The organism is Chryseobacterium sp. GW821-FHT04C04 (assembly GCF_059420365.1).
Window position 1 is genome coordinate 66,942 of sequence record NZ_JBWKTO010000009.1, and the last position, 26,360, is coordinate 93,301.

Consider the following 26,360-nt stretch of genomic DNA (forward strand, 5'->3'; position numbering starts at 1 on the left):
TTTTTTTTGTAAAAAATTCATAATTTGCAAAGGATGATATTTTAAAGTGGAAAAATGAGTTACGAAAATATATTATTAAAAAAAGAAGATAAATTATCTATTATTACCATAAATAGACCTGAAAGTTTAAATGCTTTAAATGCAAAAACAATCCAGGAAATCAGTGCCGCAATGGATGAGCTTAATGCTGATACTTCCTGCAGGGTAATTATTCTTACCGGAAGTGGAGAAAAATCCTTCGTTGCCGGAGCTGACATCAAGGAATTCAGTAATTTCGGACAGGAAAAAGCTGAAGAATTAGCGAGAAACGGACAAAATACATTGTTCAATAAAATTGAAAACATGTCCAAACCTGTCATTGCAGCCGTAAACGGATTTGCATTAGGGGGAGGTTTAGAGCTTGCCATGGCATGCCACATCAGATATGCATCGGAAAACGCCAGACTGGGGCTTCCTGAAGTAACGCTGGGATTAATTCCGGGATATGGAGGAACACAGAGGCTTCCAAAGCTTGTCGGAAAAGGTATTGCCAACGAAATGATCTTCTCTGCCAAAATGATTCCTGCTCAAAAAGCAAAGGAAATCGGACTGGTAAACGAAGTATACTCTATCGAAGAATTATTAACAAAAACGAAAGAATTAGCAAACACCATTGCCTACAATTCACCAATGGCAATATCTAAGGCAATAAATGCCGTAAATTTATCTGATACGGATAAAGGTTTTGAAACTGAAATTAAATATTTTGGAGAACTTTTTGAAATGGAAGATAAGAAAGAAGGAGTTACTGCGTTTCTAGAGAAGAGAAAGCCTAACTTTTAATCTTTCAAAAGATTTTAATCCAAATTATTTCGAAAAAAAACAATGCTGCGGTATGAATAAGTTTGATAAAGCTTATCTAAAAATGGCTCAGGAATGGGCAAAACTCTCCTACTGTAAGAGAAAACAGGTGGGAGCTCTTATCGTAAAAGATAGGATGATTATTTCAGATGGTTACAACGGGACTCCCTCGGGATTCGAAAACTGCTGTGAAGATGGAGAAGGGAAAACACACTGGTACGTATTGCATGCTGAAGCGAACGCTATATTAAAGCTGGCCGCTTCTACTCAATCTGCAAAAGGGGCAACGTTATATCTGACGCTGTCTCCCTGCAAAGAATGTAGTAAACTTATTCTGCAGGCAGGAATTGCAAGACTGGTGTATATTAATGAGTATTCGGATGACGATGGAATATCGTTCCTGAGGAACCATAACATTGAAATAGAACAAATATCGGACTGTGAACTAAAAAAATAAGCACAAATGACTTGGGATGAAAAGATCAAAGATTTTGAAATATTTCTTCGTTTCGAAAGAAATTTTTCAGAAAACACACTCGACGCCTATGTTCGGGACATTAAGAAATTAAAAGATTACGCAGAAGAAGATCTGGCAAACGTCGGTCCAGATTCAATCGATTACGAGAACCTGCAGGAATACATTTTCAATCTTTCCAAACAGAAATTCAGTGAGAGATCGCAAGCAAGATGGATATCTTCCATCAAAGCATTTTTCAAATTTCTGCTGGAGGATGAGTATCGAGAAGACAATCCTGCAACGCTACTTGAAGGTCCTAAATTGGGACTATATCTACCTGATACCTTAAGCCTTACTGACATCAACAAAATTATTGCTGCTATTGAGATGAATACCGATCTCGGAAAAAGAAACCACTCCATTATAGAGGTTCTATATGGCTGCGGGCTTCGTGTTTCCGAACTGATTGATCTGAAGATCTCCAATATCAACTTTAAAGAGCAATATATCAAGGTACACGGAAAAGGAAACAAAACCCGTTTTGTTCCTTTGGCCGATTATACCGCTGATTTGCTTGAAAATTATATCAAAGAGGTACGTTCAAAAGGTAAGATCAACAAGAAATATGAAGACACTCTGTTTTTGAACAGCCGTGGAACATCGATGTCCAGAGTAATCGTATTTCTTATTATTAAAGAACTTACAGATAAAGCTGGGGTTAACAAAAAAATATCTCCACACACCTTCAGACATTCTTTTGCCACTCATTTATTACAGAATGGGGCAGATTTACGTTATATTCAGGAAATGCTGGGACACTCCAGTATTACCACAACAGAAATCTATACGCATCTGAAAACCGAAGAATTAAGGGATGTTATTTTAAGTTATCACCCGAGAAATATTAATATTGCTCAATGAAACTATTGAAATATTGTCCAAGCTGTGGCAAAGAGACTCTACATTGGGACGGCGAAAAAAAATGGAGTTGTCCGGAATGTGGTTTTACCCTGTATAACAACGTGGCAGGCGCTGTAGCGGTTGTCATCAAATGTGGTGATGAAATTTATCTTACCAGAAGAAACAGAGACCCTAAGAAGGGGAAACTTGATCTTGCCGGAGGATTTGTTGACCCTAAAGAAAGTGCAGAAGAAACCTGTAAAAGAGAGCTTTTTGAAGAACTTCAGCTTGATATTGATATTTCAACCCTGAAATACCTTACCAGCCTTCCGAATATTTATCAATACAAAGAAATTGACTACAATACAATCGATCTCTTTTATGAGTATACTGTTTCGGAAAAGTTTCAGGTAAATCTTGAACTCTCAGAGATCTCAGAAGCGGTTTGGATTCCTTTACAGGATCTTAATCTTGAAGATATTGCTTTTGATTCTCAGAAGAGATTTTTTGAGGGGTATTTAAAGAAATAATTTTTGTAATATATTCTCTCGTAGATTTTGCAAATTGAGCAGATTGGAAAACACAATCCCCTGCTGGATCGGCAAAATCTGCGAGAGTTTTTTTATGATGTAAATTAATAGGTTTTATTCTTCAGCATTTCTTCAAAATACTGAATCAGCAATGCTCTTTCCGCCTCTGAAAGGTTGGCTTCTTTATGATAGACAATATATCCAGGCATTGGCATTGTCTTGTTTTGGATAGTCTGAACAATCTTAGTAAGCATACTCTCCTTTAAATCCTTATTATATGTTTCCCAGGTAGAAAAATTAATATGCTCCCGGCCTTCATTCACATGGCTTTTTACAGACCATGATACGGGGGCAATAAAAGCATATTTCGGATAGACTGTTTCATTGGAATGACAGTCATAACATGCATTTTTAAGCAGTGTTGCTATCTTTTCGGGGGTTTTCTTTGCAACAACGAAGTTCTTGGCAGAATCAACAGGCTGATTAGTCCTGTCAATAGGAACAAACTGAATAAGGGCAAAGCCCACTAATATCCAAAATATGATTTTCTTAGCCATCTTTTTCTGCTTACTTTGCCGGAGTTAGAACGGCATTACCGGATTTAAATTCTTTTTTCAGCGGTTGCTTCACTTCAGTAGGTGCAGCAGGTACAGAAGTTTCTGGTACTGAAGTTGAAGTTGAAGACGGTGCTGAATTGGTTGATGTTCCTTTAGGACTATCAAGAGTTCTGGCATCCTTCAAATCCCAATCTTCTCTTGTTTCCCACAATCCTCTGACAACTAATTTTTTATAGAAAATATAGGCATCTTCGGCGAAAATATCATTCGCAAAATCGGCTTCATCCCAATACTTGTTTTCATTGTTATCAACCAGTATTCTTACAATGTATTCTCCTGGCTTCAGAATATCAAATTTTACATTATTTCCTTTTAAGTATTTCTGATACGCTATTTTATCGGAAGAATCTACCAGCTGGATCCAGTAACTGGTGGCCGGCGCATTCTGAATAGAGAATTCAACACTTCCAAACTGATCTACTTTAGCAATATCAAAATCAAAACGTTTTGATTGGGTATTTTTTGCGTAGAATGAAGATACAGTTTCCTTAGGAACAGTAAGTTCATAGCTTTTTCCCATCACAAAATCCGATTGAACATGAATCTGGTAAGGGTTAGTTTCTGAAATTTTAGCGGTGAATGGTAACGTTGTTAAGCTGTCACCTTTAATTTTTAATGTCCACTTTGAAGGATCAATTTTATCTACGATATAGTTTGATGCAATTTTTAAGTCTGCTTTTGGAGCCAATGAAGTTCCGTCGTTATCACTAAAGACATCCATCGCATTTTTCTTATTGTATTTGTAAAATAAAGATACGCTGTAGGCACTATCTTTTTTCACCCCTTTATTATGAGTAAATGTGAGTTTTTCGTTGGCTGTCTGCCCCACATCATCTTTTACCGCATCAAACCATATTCTTACAGAGTCGGATTTTGGATTGTGCATTATTTTGATATCCTTCAATTTTTCATTCAATGACTGAACTTTTACTTCATCAGGATGACCTTCAAATGTCATTAAAATACCCCCTGCAATTTCTTTCATTTCTGAATACTTCACAGCCTTTTTGGAAGGATATACCTTTAATTTTAACCCAGAAATAGACTTTTCAACATCTACAGGATCTTTCTGAAACCCAACCTTTTCTTTTCCAGGATCATACATTGAATTTCCGTTCTCATCATCAAAAGCTATAATTTTATACTTTCCAGGGGTCAGATAATTTAATTCATAATATCCATCTTCATCTACCTTGGTAATATAGTAAGGCTTTTTCTTGTAATCCATCGTATCTTTTACCTGATACAATCCAACTACCAGTTTATTTTCAGTTGTTGTCTTCTTTTTGATATCAAAAGCGTCACTTACCTCACCACTGATATAAAGATCATCCAGTTTATCTCCTGTAGAAAAAGCAAAATTGAAATACCTCAATATGTTCGACTCGTTATTATCTACAATTGAATTTCCGAAATTGAAATTATAAGTCGTATTGGCCTGAAGCGTATCTGTCCATTGGATCAGTACAAATTTATTAGCAATATTGGAAGGAAGAATCCTTGTTATATTTTTAATAGGCGGCGAAATAATCAGATTTTTATTGATATCCTTCAATGTCACATACTCATCAAAATCCAGGCGGAGTTCGTGAATATCTTTTTTAACATTAATTCTTGTGGTATCAATGTTTGCACTTAAAAACCTTGGTGCTAGAGTATCTTTAGGCCCTCCGACAGGAGACCCTACTCTTGCACATGAGTGTACAAGAAAACAGATAACGAATAATAAAAGAAACCTTTTCATGAAAATGTTTAAGCAAAAGTAAACATTATTCTCCAAAAACTTCCTGTCCGGAATTCAAAGTATCTTTATTGTCGTTCATAACTGTATGAAGCTTCTCCTTTTGTAAAGGGAAATCTTCGAATAATCCGGACAATGCAAGGGCTGTATATACTTTGTTTGAATATTTGTTTCCAATCGCAACAATGGTCACTTTAGATTTTAAAAGGTGGGCAAATACCGAGTTGGTCCCATGCCACCATCCATTGTGATAAGTCAGTTTTTCTCCATTATCAAATATTTTCATTCTGAATCCCAGTCCATAATTATTCATTCCCATCTTTTCATTGCTATAAGGCGTAAATACCATCTGCATCAATTCGGGTTTCAGGAAGTTTTTTGAAAACATTGCTTTTGAGAAATTGTACAAGTCTCTTGGTGTAGTGTACACATTTTTATCTCCATAAATAAGATCAAGTCTGTCCAAGGGATAAAGCTTGTTTGCTCCATAATAAAAAGACTGTGAAGCTGTAGGAATATCTTTTTCCTGGAAAATGTAAGTATGAGTCATTTTCAACGGAGTGAAAACCATTTCTTTCATGGCCTGTGGAAAAGGAGTTTTGGTCACTTTTTCAATCAATAAAGCCAATAAAGCAAAGTTGGTATTGCAATACATAAATCCTGTATCCGTATCTCTCGCCAGGTCAGGTTTATATTTGATAATCATATTCAATACATCCTGATTGGTAATAAACGGCTTGGATATTTCTGCCGGAGCGGGCTGTATTTTAGTAATAAAATATTCGTATTTCGGAAGACCGCTTCTTTGATCCAGCAGGGTCTGAACGGTAACATTCGGATAAGGGAACCCTGGAAAAAACTGGGTAAGATGATCGGTAAGTTTTATTTTTCCGGCTTCTACAAGTTTCATCATTGCCATTGCCGTCAAAGTTTTTGAAACTGAAGCTACGTGCAAAGGGGTATTTTTATCAATCGGCATCTGGTTTCCTTCTCTTCCGAAACCTCTGTAATTTTCATAGAGAATTTCATCTCCTTTGGCCACAAGAATTCCACCGCTAAGGTCGCCTCCTTCCCAAATTTTCTTATAATACTGATCTATATAACTTACTGTTGTCTGCCTATTCAAAAGCTGCCCATCACCTTTTGTGAAAACACTTCCGAGGTCCACATCTCCATAGTTAGGAAGATTGGTCGTATTTTCAGCTGAAACATCTTTAGCTTCAGTCTTTTTTTTACAGGAAAATATTGATAAAAGAACAGTTAGGATAAGTATAAAATTACGCGTCGTCATGAGATTCAAAATGAGCGGCAATTTAATAAAACTCGAAAATAAATAATAAATAAGAGGGGGACATTATGAATTATTTAACATAAATAAGAGGAAAAGTAAAATTTTGAAGAGGTGAAACGGCTAAAATGTGAAATAAAAAAGAGGGCAAAGGAAGCCAATAAGTAAACTTACCAATTAACCTCCTCAGCTTTCTTAGCTTGTAAGTCTAGCAATACGAAGCTACAATTTTATCTACAATAAACTGAGCCAGCTTTTCTTTACTCTGATGAGTCCAGCCGGCGATATGCGGCGTTACAATTGCTTTTTCAGATTCGAGAAGGTATTTTAAGTCTTCATTTTCTACTTCAATATTCTCGAAAGAAGATTTTTCGTATTCCAATACATCCAGACAGGTACCTTTTACTTTTCCTGACTTCAAGGCTTCTACTAAACTTTTAGTTTTCACATTCTTTCCTCTTGCTGTATTCACAAAATAAAAGTCGTTTTTCATTTCTGCGATGAATGTCTCATCAATAAGATAATGAGTTTCCGAAGTCAAAGGAATATGCAAGCTTACAACTTCTGCAGACTGCTTCAGCTCTTCCAGAGAAACCTGTGTACCATACTCGTCTGAAAGACCGGGAAGTATATCATGGAAAATCACCTTACATCCGAATCCGGAAAGTCTTTTAGCAGTTGCTTTTCCCATATTTCCATATCCAATCAATCCTACTGTTTTTCCCAGTAATTCATCTCCTCTGTTTTCTTCACGTTTCCAGATGCCGTTTTTCACTTCCTGAGAAGCAATAAAAAGTCTGTTCATGATGACAAGCAGCATTCCTACCACATGTTCTGCCACAGAATCTCTGTTTCCTTCCGGAGAATTGATCAATTGTATACCCAGCTTTTCAGCAACAGGAATATCAATGTTTTCCATTCCGGCGCCTACTCTTGCAATAAACTTCAGGTTCTTCCCTTTTTCCAGAAAGTTTCTGTCTAATGGAATACGGCTTCTGATGATAATCCCGTCGTAATTCTCAATCTTATCACAAACCTCATCATAGGACGACGTAAAATCCTCTTCCAAAATAAAATTTTGAGCCAAAAGCTGCTCGGTAATAAGAGGATGATTTTTATCTAAAAGAAGTATTTTCATTTTTAATTTAAACACAAATGACACAAATTGATTTCACAAATAACACAAGTTATAATATTCCATTAATAACTCTTTTTACACCATTTTTAAATTGAATTGTATTGAAGTTAATCAACATTCCAAGCTTACAATGGCTTAAGCGGAGATAGGTAAGTATTTGTGCTAGGTGAATATCATGTAATGACTCCACAGATTTTATTTCCAGCACAAATTTTTTCTCAATCAGAAAGTCAAGCCTATAACCAACATCCAACTTTACTTCATCGTAGATTAATGGCATTGGCTTTTGCCTTTCTACAAGAAGATCATGCTTATTTAATTCATAAAACAGACATTCTTCATAAGCACTTTCCAAAAGTCCCGGGCCTAAAACTTTATGAACCAAATATCCTGATTCATAAACAATTTTTGATATATCATTTTCTGAAATATCCATTTTAATTATTTTTTCATTGTATGTGGCAGGAACCATTTGTGAAAATTCGTGCCAAACATTTGTGTTTTTTGTGTTTACAAGATTCTTATTTCTTGTCTTTCTTAGACTCCTGTGGTTCCTGGAATAGTTTTTTAAGCTCTACAGATTCCAAAGGCTTCATTCTTCCGGAAAGAATCAATGAAAGTTCTTTTCTACGGAATGCCGCAGCAAATCTTTCTTTTTCCTCTTCTGTTTCAGGAATCATTTCTGGAATAGGAATTGGACGGTTGAATTCATCTACTGCCACGAAAGTATAAATACCAGCATTGGTATGAATTTTCTTCTGATTGATTGGATCATCCAACCATACATCTACATACACTTCCATAGAAGTAGAGAATGCTCTGGAAACTTTGGATTCCAACACCACTACTCCTCCTTCCGGAATCGGATGATTGAAAGATACGTGGTTTACAGAGGCTGTTACTACTCTTCTTTCGCAGTGTCTTGCTGCAGAAATAGACGCACAACGGTCCATTTTTGCTAAAAGCTCACCACCAAAAAGATTTCTTAAAGAATTGGTTTCGTTCGGCAGAACGATATTAGTCATAATAGTCAGAGATTCTGACGCTTTTTTTATTTTTGCCATTTAGTCTTAGTGTTGTTTGGAACAGCCGGAGCAGATTGTGTTGCTTTTGCGGCAGGTTTTACAAGTGAATCTTTTTTCAAAGAATCTGAAACAGATGCTTCAGGGGTATGAGCCATTATCTTAATGGTATCTTTTACAATTCTGTGGGTAGAAGTCTGCACAGAAACCTTATTGAAAGATTTTTTCCCAAAAAGAAGTTCCTGTTGGGTAAATGCCAGATATACAATTCCCAGAACCGGAATTATCAGAAGGAAAATCCATAGAATTGTTTTCTTGAACTTAAAATCTTTTTCGCGGTTGACTGAAGCATTTACCTTTTCCCCATTGTTGATATCTGAAAATCTAATTTCTTCCAATCCATAGAAGTCCGGGTGTCCAGCTTCTATCCTTTTTCCTTTAAAATGGGTATGTCCTTCTTCAATGAAGACCGTTCCAAGATTTTGAATTTCAAGAACCTGCTCGGCCTGAAGTTTTTTCTTCCAAAAATCTGTCTGAATTTTCAGGTCACTTCTGGAAGCTTCCAGGGACATCTGTTTTTGTTCTGCAATAAAAACAGTAAGATCTTCAGTCTTTACTTCGTAGTCTATTGTCAATTCAATCTGACTGGCTGGAGGCAGGATACTCCCATTTTCGGAATTGATAATTGCCTTAGAATTTTTCAGGGAAAACACCCCAAAGCCTGGAACCGTGGCAGTTCCAAATTGTTTTAAATATTCTAAAATGTATGCTGAAATATTCATTTGGCAGCAAATTTATAACTTTTTCATGACTTTTTAAGATATTTAACGGATATAAAAAAAGACTGCCGAAACAGTCTTTTGAGTATTCTATATTAAAATGGGAATACTGTTATTTAAACTTCTTTTTTTAAGCTTAGCAATTAATATGAAAAGAGTAAAAAGACAAAATTATAAATGCACTTTCTGATATCCTTTCTGCTTTCTTGCTCATCTAACTTTCAGTTTATTGAATTTTCCAGCTTATTCCGAACATAAAATTAGTTCCTGCCTGTGAAAAGTATAATGGATTCCCTTCATCATTAATAGAACCATTGTTCACATATTTTTTATTGAACAGGTTATTCACCAACAATTTTAATGCAATATCATTGTTACCAATTTTAAACTGGTACTGCGCATTAAAGTCAGTAAGGAAATAATCTTTAAGCTCTAAGTTTTTATCTTCCGTATTATCTATGTATTGTTTTCCTACATATTGGTTCATTAAAGCAAACTGGAAATTTCGAGTTGGATTAAATTTCACGCCCAAATTAGCAATCATATTCGGAGAAAATGAAATCTGAGTATTTCCCAGACTTACCGGTGCATCTCCAACTTCAATATTAAAATCCTGATTTCTGTTCTGGCTTAACGTTAGATTTCCTGAAACTTCCCATTGTTTAGATAGTTTTGCCAATGCCCCTATTTCAACCCCTCTCCTGTAACTCTTTCCTGAATTGGTTCTGATAAATGCTCCCACATTATTAAGTTGGCCATTCAAAACCAATTGATTAACATAGTACATATAATAGACATTCGCTGTTAAGGATAAAAATCCAAACTGCTTTTCCAGGCCGGCTTCAAAATCATGAAGCTTTTCCGGCTTAACATCATTGTTGGCCATAATATCATCTCTGTTCGGCTCTCTATGGGCATGTGCATAGGATAAGAATATCTTTCCGCCATTGATTTTATAATTCACCCCAGCTTTTGGATTAAAGAACAGCCAGTTTTTATCCAAATCAGCTCCTTCCCCATCTCCTGCCATTAAAATCTTAGTATTATAATTGATGCTTCTAAGCTGCACATCACCGAAGAATTCAAAATTTTCCATTCTGAACAATGCTTTAGCAAAACCAGAAACTTCATTCTTCACAGAGCGATTTCTATAATATTCACTTTCGTCAATCTGCGGATAAAACACTCCGGTAACATTTCCGTAGTGTCTTCCATAATACTGATTGGCAACTGCTCCAAAGTTTAAATCAAGGTTTTCAAACTTACCGTAAAGCGTTGAAACAACACCATAAAAATCATTATTCAGCCATTTTTTTCTGATAAAATCTGATTTTTTAATAGTTTGTCCACCCTCTATAATGTCAGGCAGATTATATTTTGAGAAAGAACTTCTCTGTTTGTAGTTTTCGTAATATCCTTTTCCTTTGGTGTAATGAAAAGTAGTTTCTAAGTTCCAGCGGTCATCAAATTTTTGTTCCCAAAGCAACTGATAATGATTCTGCCTGTAGTTATCTGTTTCGTTATCATAGAAACCTGTAACGTTCCCATTGACATCCCTGATTGCCCCAGAATTATTGAATCTTGGATTTGTTTCCCATACTTCTCTACTGATCCCGTTCCAGGCCTGATAGGTTTTTTCTTTTCCACCAAAAGCCATTAAACGTAATTTGGTTTTCCCCTCTTCAAACAAAGCTGTAAAATTATAAGAATGCAAATCTGACGAAGCTCTGTCTATATATCCATCAGAGTGAATACGGGTATATCTTCCCATTACAGAAAGACGATTCTTCCAGAATTTCCCGGAACCTGCCTCTGCTGAATATTTATAGGTATTAAAAGAACCGTAGCTATCATCCGTTTTAAAATAAAACTTTTCTTCCGGCTCTCTTGAAATCACATTGATACTTGCCCCAAAGGCAGAAACCCCATTATTGGAAGTCCCTACTCCTCTTTGAATAACAATCTGTGATGCAGAGCTTGTTAAGTCCGGAACATTAACGAAAAACGTTCCCTGGCTTTCAGAATCATTGTAAGGAACACCGTTCATCATTACATTAATTGCTGATCCTGATACGCCACGAATTCTAAAACCAGTATATCCTACTCCATTTCCCGCATCTGAAGTGGAAATGATGGAAGTTTGATTTTTTAAAAGAATAGGAAGATCCTGCCCCAAATTTTTTCCGTCTAAATCTTTCTGAACATTGATAATTTCCTTAGCAACAGGAAGTCTTTTGGTAAAATTGACCGCTTCAATTTCCCTGATTTTCAGGGAGTCCTTTTGTTGAGCCTGTATAAAGGCTACAGAGCCTACAGTAAGCCCTAAAAAAAATAATCCTTTCATTCTATAAATCTTTAACATTTAATGAATAAAAGGGGATCGATAAGATATTATACAGATTAGACCTCTAATAAGTCTACGTCCCTAAACAGCATTACCTGTTCCAGGTTCATTGGGTATAATCTCAGCCTGTTAAAGCACCCCTTTATTTCAGCCGCAAAATTACAAAAAATATATGAGATATGAGCGAATGGATATCAACGATAAGATTCGGGCTGTCAGGGTCGTGATATTAGGTTTTTAAGACAGAAAAACATTCTGGAAAATACGAGTTATTAATTTCTTAGTAGGTTTTGTTATTTGCATCAATGTAGTAGTAATTTGCTCCATCTTTCGTCACTTCAAACATTTTACCCAGCTTCCAGCTGAAATTTCTTTTAATATTGGCGTATTCAAAAGGAATGATGACCTTATTATTAACATCTATCACTCCAAATTTATCATTATTGGAGGCGATAATCATTGGATTGGATACATCATCCCCTTCAAGGATGAACAAATACTGATATTGAGGGTAGATTTGAAACTGTCTGTAATCGGCAGCATTGACAAACTTTGACTTTTCAATGATTCCATAAAAGCCATTCAGAATATAGGCTTGAAATAACTGCTGTTTATATTCTTCGAATTTACATTTTCCAAAATCTGCTTCTTTGAACTGGTAAACTCTCTTTCCGGATTGATCTACACGGTAAGAGATCATTTCTTTTTCTACTGTCGCATAGTCTTTTGTCCCAAATTTTCTGATTTTTTCATTGGGAGAGTTCAAAAGATTGCAGTCTTCATAAAAAAATACAGCAATATGATATTCCGGTTGAATGATGAATTTCCCGTTCTGGTTGACATATCCAAAATTAACCCCTTTCTTTTTAGGAATCAAAACAGGGATATCTTTATTGATAATTACCAAATCAGGATTGGGTTTATTTGTCGTAATCCCTTTTTTCATCATGGTCTTAGTCCCCTTTCCCGCGGGTTTTTTCTTCACAGATTTGACCTGTGAGAAAACGAAAACCGAAACAAAAAAGCACAAAACATTCAGGATATTTTTCATATTCACCATATCGTTTACAAAAATACGCCCAAAAATAGATATTATAAAATTCATATTTATAAAGAATCTAAATAATTTCATTCTGATAAAATAGTAAAATTTCGTAATTTTGGGGAACATTTTGAATTGTTTAATAATTTTAAAACTTTTAAAAAAGCGTAGATTATTTTGACTTTAGCCCCGGTTCATGTTGCCCATTAAAATGCAAGAAATCAAAATGTTATTATTGTATTTTTATACAAACCGGTAAAGAAGTCACCTTATAAACAAATATTTTAATCTACCTTTAATATTGAAAGACTTCTATTATGAATATTTATAAGGATTACATCAAAGAAATTGAAGAAAGAAAAACCCAAGGGCTTCATCCAAAGCCAATCGATGGTGCTGAATTACTAAGCGAAATCATTTCGCAAATTAAAGATTCAGGTAACGAATATCGAGCAGATTCTCTTAACTTTTTTATTTACAACACACTGCCTGGAACGACAAGTGCTGCGGGGGTAAAAGCTAAATTTTTAAAGGAAATCATCCTTGGTGAATCCGTAATAGAAGAAATCTCTCCTGCTTATGCATTTGAGTTATTATCTCATATGAAAGGAGGTCCTTCCATTGAAGTATTGCTTGATCTGGCTTTAGGTGACAATCCTGCTACTACAAAAGAAGCAGCAAATGTCCTTAAGACACAGGTTTTCCTTTATGAGGCAGACACTACCCGTTTAAAAGAAGCATTCGAAAGCGGTAATGAAATCGCAAAAGAAATTCTTGAAAGCTATGCACAGGCTGAATTTTTTACAAAACTGCCAGAAGCTGCAGAAGAAATAAAAGTAGTTACTTTTATAGCTGGTGAAGGAGATATATCAACCGATTTACTTTCTCCGGGTAACCAGGCTCACTCCCGTTCTGACCGTGAACTTCACGGTAAGTGTATGATTACTCCTCAGGCTCAGGAAGAAATTAAAGCTTTACAGGCACAGCATCCTGATGCAAGCGTAATGCTTATCGCAGAAAAAGGAACAATGGGAGTAGGTTCTTCTAGAATGTCGGGAGTAAATAATGTTGCTCTTTGGACAGGTAAGCAGGCAAGCCCATACGTACCCTTTGTAAACATTGCTCCAATTGTAGCAGGAACCAATGGTATTTCTCCAATTTTCCTTACAACAGTTGACGTTACCGGAGGTATTGGTATCGATCTTAAAAACTGGGTGAAGAAAGTAGACGAAAACGGAAACCCTATTCGTAACGAAAATGGGGATGTAGTTCTTGAAGAAGCTTATTCAGTAGCTACAGGAACTGTTTTAACAATTAATACAAAAGAAAAGAAATTATATAACGGAGATAAAGAACTTATCGACCTTACGAAGTCTTTCACACCACAAAAGATGGAATTCATCAAAGCAGGTGGATCTTACGCTATCGTATTCGGTAAGAAGCTACAGACATTTGCAGCTCAGCTTTTAGGAATTGAAGCTCCTACAGTATTTGCTCCATCAAAAGAAATTTCTCACGAAGGACAAGGACTTACTGCTGTAGAAAAAATCTTCAACAGAAATGCGGTGGGAACTACTCCAGGAAAAGTATTGCACGCAGGTTCAGACGTTCGTGTACAGGTAAATATTGTTGGATCTCAGGATACAACAGGTTTGATGACTTCTCAGGAGCTTGAATCAATGGCTGCGACAGTGATCTCTCCAATTGTTGACGGTGCTTATCAGTCAGGATGTCACACTGCTTCAGTGTGGGATAAAAAAGCTCAGGCTAATATTCCTAAACTGATGAAGTTCATGAATGAATTTGGTTTGATTACAGCCCGTGACCCTAAAGGTGAATACCACGCGATGACGGACGTAATCCACAAAGTTCTTAACGACATTACGGTAGATGAGTGGGCGATTATTATTGGGGGTGACTCTCACACAAGAATGTCGAAAGGAGTAGCTTTCGGAGCTGACTCAGGAACCGTTGCTCTTGCATTAGCTACAGGTGAAGCTTCTATGCCTATTCCTGAATCTGTGAAAGTAACTTTCAAAGGAAACATGAAAGAACACATGGATTTCCGTGATGTGGTTCATGCAACCCAAGCTCAGATGCTAAAGCAATTTGGAGGTGAAAACGTATTCCAGGGTAGGATTATTGAGGTTCATATCGGAACGCTGCCTGCTGACCAGGCATTTACATTTACAGACTGGACAGCTGAGATGAAAGCAAAAGCTTCTATCAACATTTCTGAAGACAATACTTTGATCGAATCATTGGAAATTGCAAAAAGCAGAATCCAGATTATGATTGATAAAGGTATGGATAACCACAATCAGGTTCTTCAAGGATTAATTGATAAGGCAGACAAGAGAATTGCTGAAATAAGATCTGGCGAAAAACCAGCGTTAACTCCGGATGCAAATGCTAAATATTATGCTGAAGTAGTTGTAGATCTTGACATCATCGTAGAACCTATGATTGCTGACCCGGATGTAAACAACGAAGATGTTTCCAAGAGATATACTCACGATACCATCAGAGATCTTTCTTACTATGGAGGTGAGAAAAAAGTGGATCTTGGTTTCGTAGGATCTTGTATGGTTCACAAAGGAGACCTTAAGATTGTTTCTCAAATGCTTAAAAACCTTGAAAAGCAACAAGGAAAAGTAGAATTCAATGCTCCTCTTGTAGTAGCAGCACCTACTTATAACATCATTGACGAGCTAAAGGCAGAGGGAGACTGGGAAGTATTAGAGAAATATTCAGCTTTTGAATTTGATGACAATACTCCAAAAGGAGAAGCTCGTGTTGAATACAAAAACGTAATGTACTTAGAGCGTCCCGGATGTAACCTTTGTATGGGTAACCAGGAAAAAGCAGCTAAAGGAGATACTGTATTGGCAACTTCTACGCGTCTTTTCCAGGGAAGAGTGGTTGAAGATTCTGAACGTAAAAAAGGAGAATCTCTGCTTGCTTCGACTCCGGTAGTTGTTCTTTCTGCTATCATTGGAAGAATCCCTAGCATCGATGAATATAAAGCGGCTGTTGAAGGTATTGACCTTACAACGTTTGTACCTTCCATTAAAGAATTGACAAGTACAAGCGCTCACTAACAGAATTAATTGATAAGTCGCAAGACTATTGAATGTTATATAAATGAAAGATTTTAGTCCTTTAGGATTTAAAATCTTTCATTTTTTTGTTTAGAATGTTTCTATTTTAAGAGAAATACATTTTTTTTTCGACAAAACCGAGAAAATAGAATCTATTTTTTCTTAAATTGAAAGTTATAAAATCTCTCGGTTTTATAATCAAAACCATCCCTATTTATGGATTATAGGAACGTTTTTTGATGTATAAAAAAATGATTTTTCTTTCTCAGCATAAGAGAAAGAAGCATTAACGGAAAAAGAACAAAACTAAAATACGATATGACTTTTGATATTGATATGATCAAAAAGGTGTACGAGCGTTACCCGGAAAGAATTGCTGCGGCAAGAAAAATCGTGGGAAAACCTCTTACCCTTTCAGAAAAAATCCTTTATACCCACCTTTGGGAAGGAAATGCTACACAAGAATATGAAAGAGGAAACTCTTATGTAGACTTTGCACCAGACAGAGTAGCAATGCAGGATGCCACTGCGCAGATGGCACTTTTACAGTTCATGCAGGCAGGAAAAACTAAAGTTGCTGTTCCTTCAACGGCACACGCGGATCACCTGATCCAGGCGAAAGTAGGTGCTGATAAAGATTTACAGGAAGGTATTAACAAAAACTCTGAGGTATTCAACTTCTTAAGCTCAGTATGTGATAAATACGGCATCGGATTCTGGAAACCAGGGGCAGGTATTATTCACCAGGTTGTCTTGGAGAATTATGCTTTCCCGGGAGGAATGATGATTGGTACCGACTCTCACACCGTAAATGCAGGAGGACTAGGAATGGTTGCTATTGGTGTAGGAGGTGCTGATGCAGTAGATGTAATGGCAGGAATGGCATGGGAGCTTAAAATGCCTAAACTTATCGGGGTAAAATTAACCGGTAAAATGAATGGATGGACGTCTGCAAAAGATGTCATCTTAAAAGTTGCAGGAATTCTTACCGTAAAAGGAGGTACAGGATGTATCGTAGAGTATTTCGGTGAAGGGGCAGAATCTCTTTCCGCAACCGGTAAAGGGACTATCTGTAATATGGGTGCTGAGATCGGAGCTACGACTTCTACTTTCGGATACGATGATTCTATGAGAAGATATCTTGCTGCGACAGGAAGACAGGATGTGGTAAATGCCGCTGATACTATTGCAGAACACTTAACAGGGGATGCTGAAGTATACGCAAACCCGGAACAATATTTTGACCAGTTAATAGAAATCAACCTTTCTGAACTGACTCCCCACCTAAACGGACCTTTCACTCCGGACTTGGCAACTCCAGTTGCTGAATTCAAAGCTAAAGCTGAGGCTAACGGATGGCCGCTAGAAGTTGAGTGGGCTCTTATCGGTTCTTGTACTAACTCTTCTTATGAAGATTTATCAAGAGCTGCTTCCATTGTAGAGGACGCGGTTTCAAAAGGAGTAAAACCTAAAGCAATCCTAGGAATCAACCCAGGTTCTGAGCAGGTGAAATTCACTGCGGAAAGAGACGGTTTCTTAGACTCTTTCAGAAAATTTGAAAACGCAAGAATCTTTACCAATGCTTGTGGACCATGTATTGGACAGTGGGACAGAGAAGGTGCTGAAAAAGGAGAGAAAAACTCTATTATTCACTCTTTCAACAGAAACTTTGCCAAAAGAGCGGATGGTAACCCGAATACTCACGCCTTCGTAGCATCTCCTGAAATGGTAGCTGCTGTGGCAATCTCAGGTAGATTAGACTTTAACCCAATTACGGATACTTTAACCAACGAAGCTGGTGAGCAGGTAAAACTGGACGAACCTAAAGGTTTCGAACTTCCTGCAAAAGGTTTTGCAGTAGATGACAACGGATACCAGGCTCCATCAGAAGATGGTTCCCAAATCGTTGTTAATGTAAGCCCTACCTCAGACAGGCTTCAGTTATTAGAAGAGTTCCCTGCTTGGGATGGTAAAAATATTGAAGGGGCTAAAGTATTGATCAAAGCTTTTGGAAAATGTACAACCGACCATATCTCTATGGCTGGACCATGGCTGAAGTACAGAGGTCACTTAGACAATATATCAAACAACATGTTGATCGGAGCTGTAAATGCTTACAACATGGAAACCAATAAAGTTAAAAACGAATTAACCGGTGAATACGGTGAAGTTCCAGCTGTACAAAGAGCTTACAAAGCAGCAGGCGTTCCAACTATCGTTGTAGGAGACCAGAACTATGGGGAAGGTTCTTCAAGAGAGCACGCAGCTATGGAGCCTAGACACCTTGGTGTGAAAGCTGTATTGGTAAAATCATTTGCGAGAATCCACGAAACCAACCTTAAGAAACAAGGGATGTTGGGAATTACTTTCGCTAATGAGGCTGACTATGACAAAATCAAGGAAGATGACACGGTTAACTTCTTAGATCTTGATCAGTTTGCTCCAGGCAAGCAATTGACTTTAGAATTCGTTCATGCTGACGGAACTAAAGATATCATCATGGCCAACCATACTTACAACGATCAGCAGATTGATTGGTTTAAGGCTGGTTCTGCCCTGAACCTGATCAAACAGCAGGAAAAATAAAATTAATTGTTAGATTAATTAATATAAAGACGGCTTCATTGGAAGTCGTCTTTTTTATTTTCATACCAAAAATTCCTGCTAATAAATTCAATAGGAGCGGACTTTAGTCCGCTTTTAAAATTATAAAATACATCTGGCTTTAGCCAAAACTTTCAATTTTCTTACTTTAATCTATCCAGAAGATTTGTTCTATAGCTTTCCCCGATAGGAATTTCAAACTCAGGAAGAACAACTTTTTTGGCCCCAATACTATTGACTTTATCAAGATTGACAATGAAAGACTTATGAATCCTTACAAATCTTTCAGAAAGCTGGCTTTCCATTGATTTAAGGGTATCCAGGACGATATACTCATCAGTTTCCGTCCGGATATTGACATAGTCTTTGATACTTTCTACATACAGAATCTCATTAAAGCCGATGCGATGCCTTTGTCCCGAGGATTTTACAAAGAAATGGGTATTTTCTTCCTGTGGAAAAGAAAAACGTTCCTGAGCCTTCAATAGACTTTTATGAAATCTTTCGAAAGAAATTGGTTTCAGAAGGTAATCAACAACATTATGTTCATAGCCTTCCAAGGCATATTCCGAATAAGCAGTAGTTAAAATATACTTTTGATCAGCTCCTACAATTTTCATAAAATTGATTCCCATAAGCTCAGGCATCTGAATATCCAGAAAGATGAGGTCACAATCGTTCTTCTGAAGATATTCCAACGCAAGAATTGGATTCTCTGTAGAAAAAACCAGCTCAAGAAAATGTATTTTCTCTACATAATGCTCCAAAAGAGATATTGCCAGAGGCTCATCATCTACAATGATACATTTTATCTTTCTCATCCTTTAAATCAATTTTTAAATAAACCATAAATTCTTTCTCTGAATCCTTGATCTCAAGCTGATGTTTGGGATACAATATTTCCAGCCTTTTTTTCACATTCTGAATTCCTATCCCGGATACTGTATCTTTCATTTTCTGTGTTTTAAAATTTAAAAGATAAAAACGCAGTATTTTATCCCGATCTGAGATTTTCATTTCAAAACCTTTATCACGGAAATCGCCATGTTTAAAAGCATTCTCCACAAAAGGAACCAGCAGCATCGGTGAGATCTTCAGGTGAGGATGCTGAATATCTTTTTCTATGAGCAGCAACTCCGGGTTTCTGATTCTGAGCTTCTCCAGAGCAATCAAACTGTCAATATATCCAATTTCCTTATCCAAAGAAATAGAATCTTTCTCCAGGTCTTTTGTACTGTACCTTAACAACTGGCTAAGTTCTTCAATGGCAGGCAGTGCTTTATCAGATTTCTGATAAACCAGCGAGTAGATATTATTCAATGAGTTAAAAATAAAATGAGGATTGATCTGGGTTTTCAATGCCTGAAGCTCTGCCTGTTTCTTTTCGATCAAAAGTTGTTTTTTATCATTTTCCGACACTCCGTATTTCTCTAGTATCCATAGGATTCCAGCAATGAAAACGGTCAATGAAGCGTTGTAAATATTATCGGTCAAATAATACAAAAGTCCGGTATCTTTATTATAATTCCTGAACCCAAGGGTAAGAGGAAGCAACACCTCTTCTATTCCATACCGAATTACTCCAAAGCTTAAAATAGAAATCACAAAAACCAAAACAGCAGAGTAAATTTTATCCAGATTTAATATTTTCGGAATAATAACCAGATACAAAAGATAAAAAGTAGAAATTTCAGTAATAAAATAAGTGACGTTCAATACATACCATTCAAATCCCCTCCTTTCAGGGAAAAAGAAATAAGGGGTAATGGTATTTCCTATAAAATTGAAACTCCAATAAAAAACCTGCAGCCAGATTATTTGTTTTTTATTCATATTCAAATATAAATCTATACAGGGATACTTCATTAATCCTTTTCGATAAAATCCTGTTTTTTTCCGACGAAAATTTTTTTATATGCACAATCATGCCTTTCATCTAAATGCTATTTCATCTCCAAAAACATCCCTCTAATTTTGTCAGAGAAATACAACATAATCTGTCAATTATAAACCATGAAAAACTTTATTTTCTTTATAGCTGCCCTAATCTCCTCTTTTGCAGCGGCGCAAACTAAAGATACCGTCAATGTCAATAAAATCGAAGCGGTTACGATGAATGGTAAAAAAGTTCTGGTAGAGCGTAAAGTGGATCGTCTTGTTTACAATGTTCAGAATTCTATGCTTTCACAGGGAAGTTCCGGGATTGAAGTTCTGGCTGGTACTCCTCTATTGCAGGTGGATGAAAACAAGGGTCTTCTTTCCATTGCCGGTAAAAATGGAGTTTCTGTAATGGTAAATGACCGTATGCTTAATCTTTCCGGATCTGAACTGATCAATTATCTGAAAAACCTTCGCTCTGAAAATATATTGAAAATTGAAGTGATTACCACTCCACCCGCCAAATATGAAGCACAGGGAAACAGTGGGATTATTAATATCCTTCTCAAAAAGAATCAGAATCTTGGATGGAACGGCTATCTGACGACCAATTATACTCAAAAAACATATGCCGGTTTCAGTAGTGTGGCAGGAATCAATTATCAGAATGAAAAAATTAAAAGTTCCATAAAGCTTATGGGTTATGATGGAGATAAAAGATCAGTAGAAAATTATAATATAATTGGCCAGAACTCCTCAATCAGCAGGGATGAAAGACGGGATATGAATGACGGGCTTGGTGTAAATGCCAATTTTGATTATTCCCTTTCTAAAACCACCAATATTGGGTTAGTATATGATATAACAAAGGGGCATACTAATATGGATATCTATTCCACACAAAACTATTTCACCGGAAGCACTTCCACTTTACAAACGGATACGGATTCTAAACACCGTTCTTCTTTCACCTCACAAATGCTGAACCTGTATTTTGATCAGAAATTCGGGGAGCATAAGCTAAGCTTCGGAGCCAATTATTATGGAACTCTTCCTGCTACGGAAGTTAATTTTACAACAAGAAATCTTGCCAACAATGCAGCGCAGATCGTGAGAAATCTTTCTTCTGTAGATTATAAGATCTACTCCGGACAGGGGGATTTAACATTAAATTTCAAAAAAGTTCAGCTGGAAACCGGGGCAAAATACAGCCAGTTTTCCAATAATTCAGATATCGGGTATTTTAATCTTACGAATGGAAATTATACCATAGATCCTTCTAAGAGTAATCTTTTTGATTATCATGAGAAAAACTATGCAGTTTATATCAGTGCCAGCAAAGACCTTGGTGAAAAATGGTCTATCAAAGCGGGACTTCGTTATGAATATTCACAAACCAGCGGTTTCTCTCCTACTACACAGTCTAAATCTGAGAACAATTATGGGAAGTTTTTCCCAACAGCTTATTTGTCATATAAAGCCAATGAGAACAATCAGTACAGCATTAATTATTCCCGAAGAATCAACCGTCCCTATTTCCGGGCTTTAGATCCGTTTCGATGGTATTCTAATCCGAACACTTACTATTCCGGAAACCCAAGCCTGCAGCCGTCTTTTAATCATAATATAGAGTTCAATTATATCTTTAAAAGTAAATTTTCCGCCAATTTGTATTACCAGAGAACAACCAATAATTTTGACCAGATTTCATTCCTGAACGGAATTGACCTTACCAGCACGTTTGAGAATTATTATAATCAGGATAATTATGGGATCAATTTCAATTATACGGATACTTTTTTCAAAATATGGGAAAGCAATATCTCAACTTCATTCAGCTATAATGAGACTCAAATTACAAGATTTAACTTGGTTCCTAAAAGCGGACAGTCATTCTATTACTCCCTCAACAATACTTTCCAGCTGAACAAAGCTAAAACATTCCTCTTATTTGTCAACTACTGGAATAATCTTCCTTCCAGAGATGGATTTTCTTCTTCAAGAAACAGGGCTAGCCTGGATGCAGGAGTGAAAATGAATTTTGTGGAAAAAGCACTCCAGGTCAATCTTTCAGTGAGTGATATTTTTAAACAGTCCGGATATAAAGGAGAGATGTATTTTACGGATAACACCCAGACATTTGACAACTATTGGGATGCCAGGAGAATGACACTCAGCATTACTTATACCTTTGGAAATCAGAAAGTAAAAGCAAATAACAGAGCGGTCAATTTTGAAGAAAAAAACCGTGCACAATAATTTTTAAACCAAAAAAAAAAAAGCAATACTATGAAAACCTTTATTTATATTTTCTTACTATGTTTATCAGCATCCATTTTTGCTCAGAAAAAGGCCTCCGATTATTTTCAAAATCCAAAGACTAAAGTCCTGGTGGTAGGTTCTTTCCATTTTGAGTATCCTAATCTTGACGCTCATAAAACAAAAAAAGAAGACCAGATAGACGTGTTGTCTCCCAAAACAGCAAAGGAAGTTACTGAACTTGTAGAGTACATCAAAAAGTTTAAGCCTACAAAAATTGCGATAGAAGCCTGGCCAAACTGGAATGCAAATCAAAAACTGAAGGAGTACAGTGAAGGAAAACACCGAGAAGAAAGAGATGAACGTTATCAGCTTGCTATGCGAATAGCCAATGAACTAAAAATCAAAGAACTGTTCAGTATAGATGCAGAATCGATCTGGAATGATCTCCAGACAAAATTTGGAAAAACAGATTCTACATTTTTTAACAACCTCAGCAAAGATTATGATTTTAGCAGTGATGACCTGATCTCCAACCAGTTTAATGCTTTCTTTAAAAGCTCTGAACCGAAAAATTTCAAATCGCTTTTAGACACATTTACGTACATGAATTCTAAAGAAAGTCATCAGTATGGATATGGAGCGTACCTAAGTGGAGATTTTAAACTTAGAGAATTTGATGGGGCAGACATGCTTGCATTGTATTGGTACAGCAGAAATCTGAGAATGTTCCGCAATATTCAAAAAATTCCTCATAACAGCGAAGACCGAATTCTTGTGATAGCAGGAAATGGTCATGCAGCAGTACTCAGACAGCTTTTCTCTTCTTCCGCCGAATATGATTTTATTGAATTTTCTTCACTGAAATAAATAAAATTAAAATAATCACTCTCATAGAAAATTCATTCTTTATGGTGTAATAGAATAAAAAAACAGAGATAAGCTCTCTGTTTTTTTATTAAGATATTTAATCTTTATCTATCAGAACTTAAATTCGATTCTTGCAAACAAGAACCTTCCTCCTATCCCATACTGGGAAACCTGTCTGGAATATACAAACTGGTTATCGGCCGTTAATGAACTGATGTTCGGACTTTTAGACGGCAGAATATTCAGGATGTTATTGCTTCCGATCGTTGCGGAAATATTTTTATTAAAATCATATCCTACGGATAAATCTGTTACAAAGCGGCTATTAAGAATAAAATGCTCTGTACTTCCTGTCACACCATCAAAATTAGCATCTAAAACATCCGCATCAGTCACTTTACCAAAGAAAGAATTACGCAGCAGGAAGGTAAAACCGGAAGCTCTTAAAATATTGGATAAGGTCGCTTTTACGCGAGGTACCGCCTCTTCAAAATATACTCTGTTCGGTTCTGAGAAATAATTATCAATCTGGCTTACCAATTTAGGCGACGCATGAATATCTCCGATTCTTTTGGTCTGATTAAAATTGATTCCCAAATTATTCTCCAAAGAAACCCCTGATGAAATCTTTGAATTCTGAGAAATAGTAATATCCAGCCCTTTCGTCTGAGAATCCACCGCATTGGCAAAAAAGTTGGCAGCGCTAGCCCTTGCCAGATCAAAAGCACTTTGCAAAACTGCCTGATCTGAACCTGGCGTAAAATTACCATCAGGGCGGAAGAAAAGATCTGTCAGCACCACTCTGTCCTTAATCTTTATTAAATAAGCATCTGCTGTGAAAGTAAGACTTAATGCCGGAATTTTCCATGTGATTCCTGTGCTGTAGGATTGTGAAGTTTCCTGTTTTAATTTTGGAATACCCAATGCCTGTGCTGCTTCAGAATTATTTCTGAAAGTTCCCACCTGTGTAGTTTTTCCCTGCTGAATCAATGTAGAAGTGGAACTATAATAAATTTGGGCTAAAGAAGGCGCTCTAAATCCTGTAGAAACAGCACCTCTCCAGTTTAGATTGGGAGCCAGCTTTACATTGGTGGCCACTTTATAATTGAATGTAGACCCGAAGTCTGAATAATTCTCATATCGTAAGGCTCCTTCCAGCAGCCATCCGTCCGTAACTTCCAGCTCTGCATCGGCATATGCGGCAACGCTGTTTCTGTTTCCTGAAACAGCATTTTCAGGACTAAACCCAGGAAAAACCTGTGCTCCTGCAGGTCTAATATTTCCGAAGAAGTCGGTTACTTTTTCATTTTCAGGGGTTTTAGCCGTTACCACACGCCCATAAATATCATAAGAAGCATAAGAGTTTTCTTTTCCGACATTCACTTTATAGTTTTCATGTCGGTATTCAGCACCAAAGGCAAGGTTTAATCCTTTCAGCACATCATATTTTTTGGAGAAATCCAGATTAACGGTATTTTGTGAAAACTCAGATCCTCCGGCATCAAAAGTTCTTGGAGAGCTGTCTGTAAGTGAAGCGTTAAATGTATTCACAACTCCAAAACCAAAGGTATTTTTTCCAAAAGTATTGCTGAGATCCACATTCCAGCCATTCCATTTCCCTTTAATTCCGGCAGCAAGAGAATAATCATTTACTGTTGCTTCAATCTGAGGAAGATATCCATTGGGAGTAACAGCATTGATGTTTCTTTCTGTATTCGGAAGTCTGTAAAATCCTCCGGCATTTCCAAGACGGTAACTGTAGCCACCGAATGAGTAAACTTTCCAATCATCATTCACAGGAATTTCAGAATTGAAAAAGAGCTGCCCCGACTGTAATTTGGACTGCCCCGCTCTGAGGCTGAAATCTTTTCTCTCCAATCCTCTGTAATTAAGTTCCTGTGATGTAAAATCTTGACCCAATATTTTTTGAAGATCGGAAATGCTGTTTGCTCCCGAAATTTGAGATTGAAAAGCAGTTCCAAAATAATTTACCTTAGCGGCATACTGTTTAACGGTATTAATAATCTGCTGAGTATTGGAAGTATTGGTGATATTTTTATACAGACCGTCAATATTAACGCCATCCTGCAATGCTCTGTAATTAATGGCATTATAAGCATTGAAAATATCACCTTCCCTTACTCCCGCTCTGGAATAAGGATCTCGGTATTGTGCAGAACCTGTAATATTAATAAATCCTGTTTTTCCAATTTTAGCACCATAGTTAAGGTCTACAGAAATAGTCTGCCCATCTACTCCTCCGGAAAAATTATTGGTAACAGGAGAAGCATATCCTCCCAGAAATACCTGTCCGGAAAGCCCCAGTCTCTTTTTTAGTCCGAGATTAACGACTCCTGCAATGGCATCAGAACCATATTGAGCAGAAGCTCCATCTCTTAAAACCTCTATTTTTTCCAAAGCAAAAGCCGGAATAGCATTTAGATCGGTTCCCACAGATCCTCTTCCTGGTGTAAGGGTAACATTAATCAATGAAGACTGATATCTTCTTTTTCCATTGAGTAAAACCAACACCTGATCCGGACCCAGTCCTCTTAAAAGGGCTGGATCTACAAAATCAGTTCCATCGTTCACCGTATGAGAGGTGGATGAAAATGAAGGTACAATATAATTTAAAGCCTGGCTGATATTGTTAGTTGGACTTTGTTTTAAAATTTTAGAAATATTAATGATATCCACCGGAACGGGTGTATCGGTCAGTGATCTTCCGGAACCTCTTGATCCAAGAATAACCACATCATCTATTTTCTTAGATTGTAAAGTATCTGTCTGCGCATAATAAAATGTAGAGATAAGCGCAATAGAAGGAACAAAGATTTTTTTCTTGAAATTATGCATTTTGTTGTTTATTTTTTGTTGTTAAAAATTGTTTTTTGAGCAAAAAAATCCTGTAGCCTTAAATTGTAAGGTTACCATAGATGCTCGAAATGTT

General features: G+C 36.7%; 20 protein-coding genes. 8 read left to right on the forward strand and 12 right to left on the reverse strand.

The window, feature by feature from the left end:
- Positions 1-54 precede the first annotated feature (54 nt).
- From AC07UM_RS23255 to AC07UM_RS23270, 4 genes are read left to right on the forward strand one after another with little or no spacing between them, the layout of a single operon-like run.
- Entirely contained in the window at positions 55-822 is a 768-nt protein-coding gene (locus AC07UM_RS23255) for an enoyl-CoA hydratase/isomerase family protein (protein ID WP_494685131.1), read from the forward strand.
- Between the two features lie 52 nt (positions 823-874).
- The gene (locus AC07UM_RS23260; RefSeq protein WP_076356921.1) at positions 875-1,297 is read left to right on the forward strand and encodes a deoxycytidylate deaminase; all 423 of its coding nucleotides are present in this window, start codon (positions 875-877) and stop codon (positions 1,295-1,297) included.
- A 6-nt stretch (positions 1,298-1,303) separates the two neighbouring features.
- Complete coding sequence (gene xerD, locus AC07UM_RS23265) at positions 1,304-2,218, forward strand: site-specific tyrosine recombinase XerD (RefSeq protein ID WP_494685132.1); 915 nt, start codon at positions 1,304-1,306, stop codon at positions 2,216-2,218.
- Positions 2,215-2,727 carry an NUDIX hydrolase gene (locus tag AC07UM_RS23270; protein WP_494685133.1) on the forward strand — a complete coding sequence of 171 codons (513 nt, stop codon included), beginning with the start codon at positions 2,215-2,217 and terminating at the stop codon, positions 2,725-2,727. The genes xerD and AC07UM_RS23270 overlap by 4 nt, the downstream gene beginning before the upstream one ends.
- A 104-nt stretch (positions 2,728-2,831) precedes the next feature.
- Here the strand turns inward: AC07UM_RS23270 and AC07UM_RS23275 are convergent, their stop codons facing one another.
- The 9 genes from AC07UM_RS23275 to AC07UM_RS23315 all read right to left on the reverse strand — a co-directional run bounded on the left by AC07UM_RS23275 (position 2,832) and on the right by AC07UM_RS23315 (position 12,761).
- Positions 2,832-3,284 (reverse strand): heme-binding domain-containing protein, encoded by a 453-nt coding sequence (locus tag AC07UM_RS23275; RefSeq protein WP_494685134.1) that lies wholly within the window; start codon positions 3,282-3,284, stop codon positions 2,832-2,834.
- Between the two features lie 10 nt (positions 3,285-3,294).
- A complete protein-coding gene (locus tag AC07UM_RS23280; protein ID WP_494685135.1) occupies positions 3,295-5,088 on the reverse strand; it encodes an Ig-like domain-containing domain in 1,794 nt (597 codons plus the stop codon).
- Positions 5,089-5,113: 25 nt separating this feature from the next.
- On the reverse strand, positions 5,114-6,376 hold the full coding sequence (locus AC07UM_RS23285) for a serine hydrolase domain-containing protein (RefSeq protein WP_103232645.1): 1,263 nt from the start codon (positions 6,374-6,376) through the stop codon (positions 5,114-5,116).
- A gap of 205 nt (positions 6,377-6,581) precedes the next feature.
- The gene (locus tag AC07UM_RS23290) at positions 6,582-7,511 is read right to left on the reverse strand and encodes a 2-hydroxyacid dehydrogenase (RefSeq protein WP_494685136.1); all 930 of its coding nucleotides are present in this window, start codon (positions 7,509-7,511) and stop codon (positions 6,582-6,584) included.
- Between the two features lie 49 nt (positions 7,512-7,560).
- A complete protein-coding gene (locus tag AC07UM_RS23295; RefSeq protein ID WP_494685137.1) occupies positions 7,561-7,947 on the reverse strand; it encodes a GxxExxY protein in 387 nt (128 codons plus the stop codon).
- Positions 7,948-8,032: 85 nt separating this feature from the next.
- A complete protein-coding gene (locus AC07UM_RS23300) occupies positions 8,033-8,575 on the reverse strand; it encodes an acyl-CoA thioesterase (protein ID WP_034692538.1) in 543 nt (180 codons plus the stop codon).
- Positions 8,563-9,315: a hypothetical protein gene (locus AC07UM_RS23305; protein ID WP_494685138.1), complete on the reverse strand. Its 753-nt coding sequence runs from the start codon at positions 9,313-9,315 to the stop codon at positions 8,563-8,565. The genes AC07UM_RS23300 and AC07UM_RS23305 overlap by 13 nt, the downstream gene beginning before the upstream one ends.
- Positions 9,316-9,538: 223 nt before the next feature.
- Positions 9,539-11,656: a TonB-dependent receptor gene (locus AC07UM_RS23310; RefSeq protein ID WP_494685139.1), complete on the reverse strand. Its 2,118-nt coding sequence runs from the start codon at positions 11,654-11,656 to the stop codon at positions 9,539-9,541.
- 280 nt (positions 11,657-11,936) lie between these two features.
- The gene (locus tag AC07UM_RS23315) at positions 11,937-12,761 is read right to left on the reverse strand and encodes a WG repeat-containing protein (protein ID WP_494685140.1); all 825 of its coding nucleotides are present in this window, start codon (positions 12,759-12,761) and stop codon (positions 11,937-11,939) included.
- A 254-nt stretch (positions 12,762-13,015) separates the two neighbouring features.
- On the opposite strand from AC07UM_RS23315, the gene AC07UM_RS23320 reads away from it, so the two are divergent.
- Together AC07UM_RS23320 and AC07UM_RS23325 are read left to right on the forward strand one after the other, a co-directional pair.
- Entirely contained in the window at positions 13,016-15,799 is a 2,784-nt protein-coding gene (locus tag AC07UM_RS23320) for a bifunctional aconitate hydratase 2/2-methylisocitrate dehydratase (protein ID WP_494685141.1), read from the forward strand.
- 318 nt (positions 15,800-16,117) lie between these two features.
- On the forward strand, positions 16,118-18,385 hold the full coding sequence (locus tag AC07UM_RS23325; protein WP_494685142.1) for an aconitate hydratase: 2,268 nt from the start codon (positions 16,118-16,120) through the stop codon (positions 18,383-18,385).
- A gap of 161 nt (positions 18,386-18,546) precedes the next feature.
- Here AC07UM_RS23325 and AC07UM_RS23330 read toward each other — a convergent pair whose 3' ends face one another.
- Together AC07UM_RS23330 and AC07UM_RS23335 are read right to left on the reverse strand one after the other, a co-directional pair.
- Positions 18,547-19,224, reverse strand: coding sequence for a LytR/AlgR family response regulator transcription factor (locus AC07UM_RS23330; protein ID WP_494685143.1), 678 nt, complete (start codon positions 19,222-19,224; stop codon positions 18,547-18,549).
- Entirely contained in the window at positions 19,193-20,236 is a 1,044-nt protein-coding gene (locus AC07UM_RS23335) for a sensor histidine kinase (RefSeq protein ID WP_494685144.1), read from the reverse strand. The genes AC07UM_RS23330 and AC07UM_RS23335 overlap by 32 nt, the downstream gene beginning before the upstream one ends.
- Positions 20,237-20,416: 180 nt before the next feature.
- Between AC07UM_RS23335 and AC07UM_RS23340 the strand changes: the two genes are divergently transcribed.
- Together AC07UM_RS23340 and AC07UM_RS23345 are read left to right on the forward strand one after the other, a co-directional pair.
- Positions 20,417-22,540, forward strand: coding sequence for a TonB-dependent receptor domain-containing protein (locus tag AC07UM_RS23340; protein WP_494685145.1), 2,124 nt, complete (start codon positions 20,417-20,419; stop codon positions 22,538-22,540).
- Positions 22,541-22,570: 30 nt separating this feature from the next.
- The gene (locus tag AC07UM_RS23345; protein WP_494685146.1) at positions 22,571-23,410 is read left to right on the forward strand and encodes a DUF5694 domain-containing protein; all 840 of its coding nucleotides are present in this window, start codon (positions 22,571-22,573) and stop codon (positions 23,408-23,410) included.
- Positions 23,411-23,521: 111 nt separating this feature from the next.
- Here AC07UM_RS23345 and AC07UM_RS23350 read toward each other — a convergent pair whose 3' ends face one another.
- Positions 23,522-26,266: a TonB-dependent receptor plug domain-containing protein gene (locus AC07UM_RS23350; RefSeq protein WP_494685147.1), complete on the reverse strand. Its 2,745-nt coding sequence runs from the start codon at positions 26,264-26,266 to the stop codon at positions 23,522-23,524.
- Between the last annotated feature and the right edge of the window lie 94 nt (positions 26,267-26,360).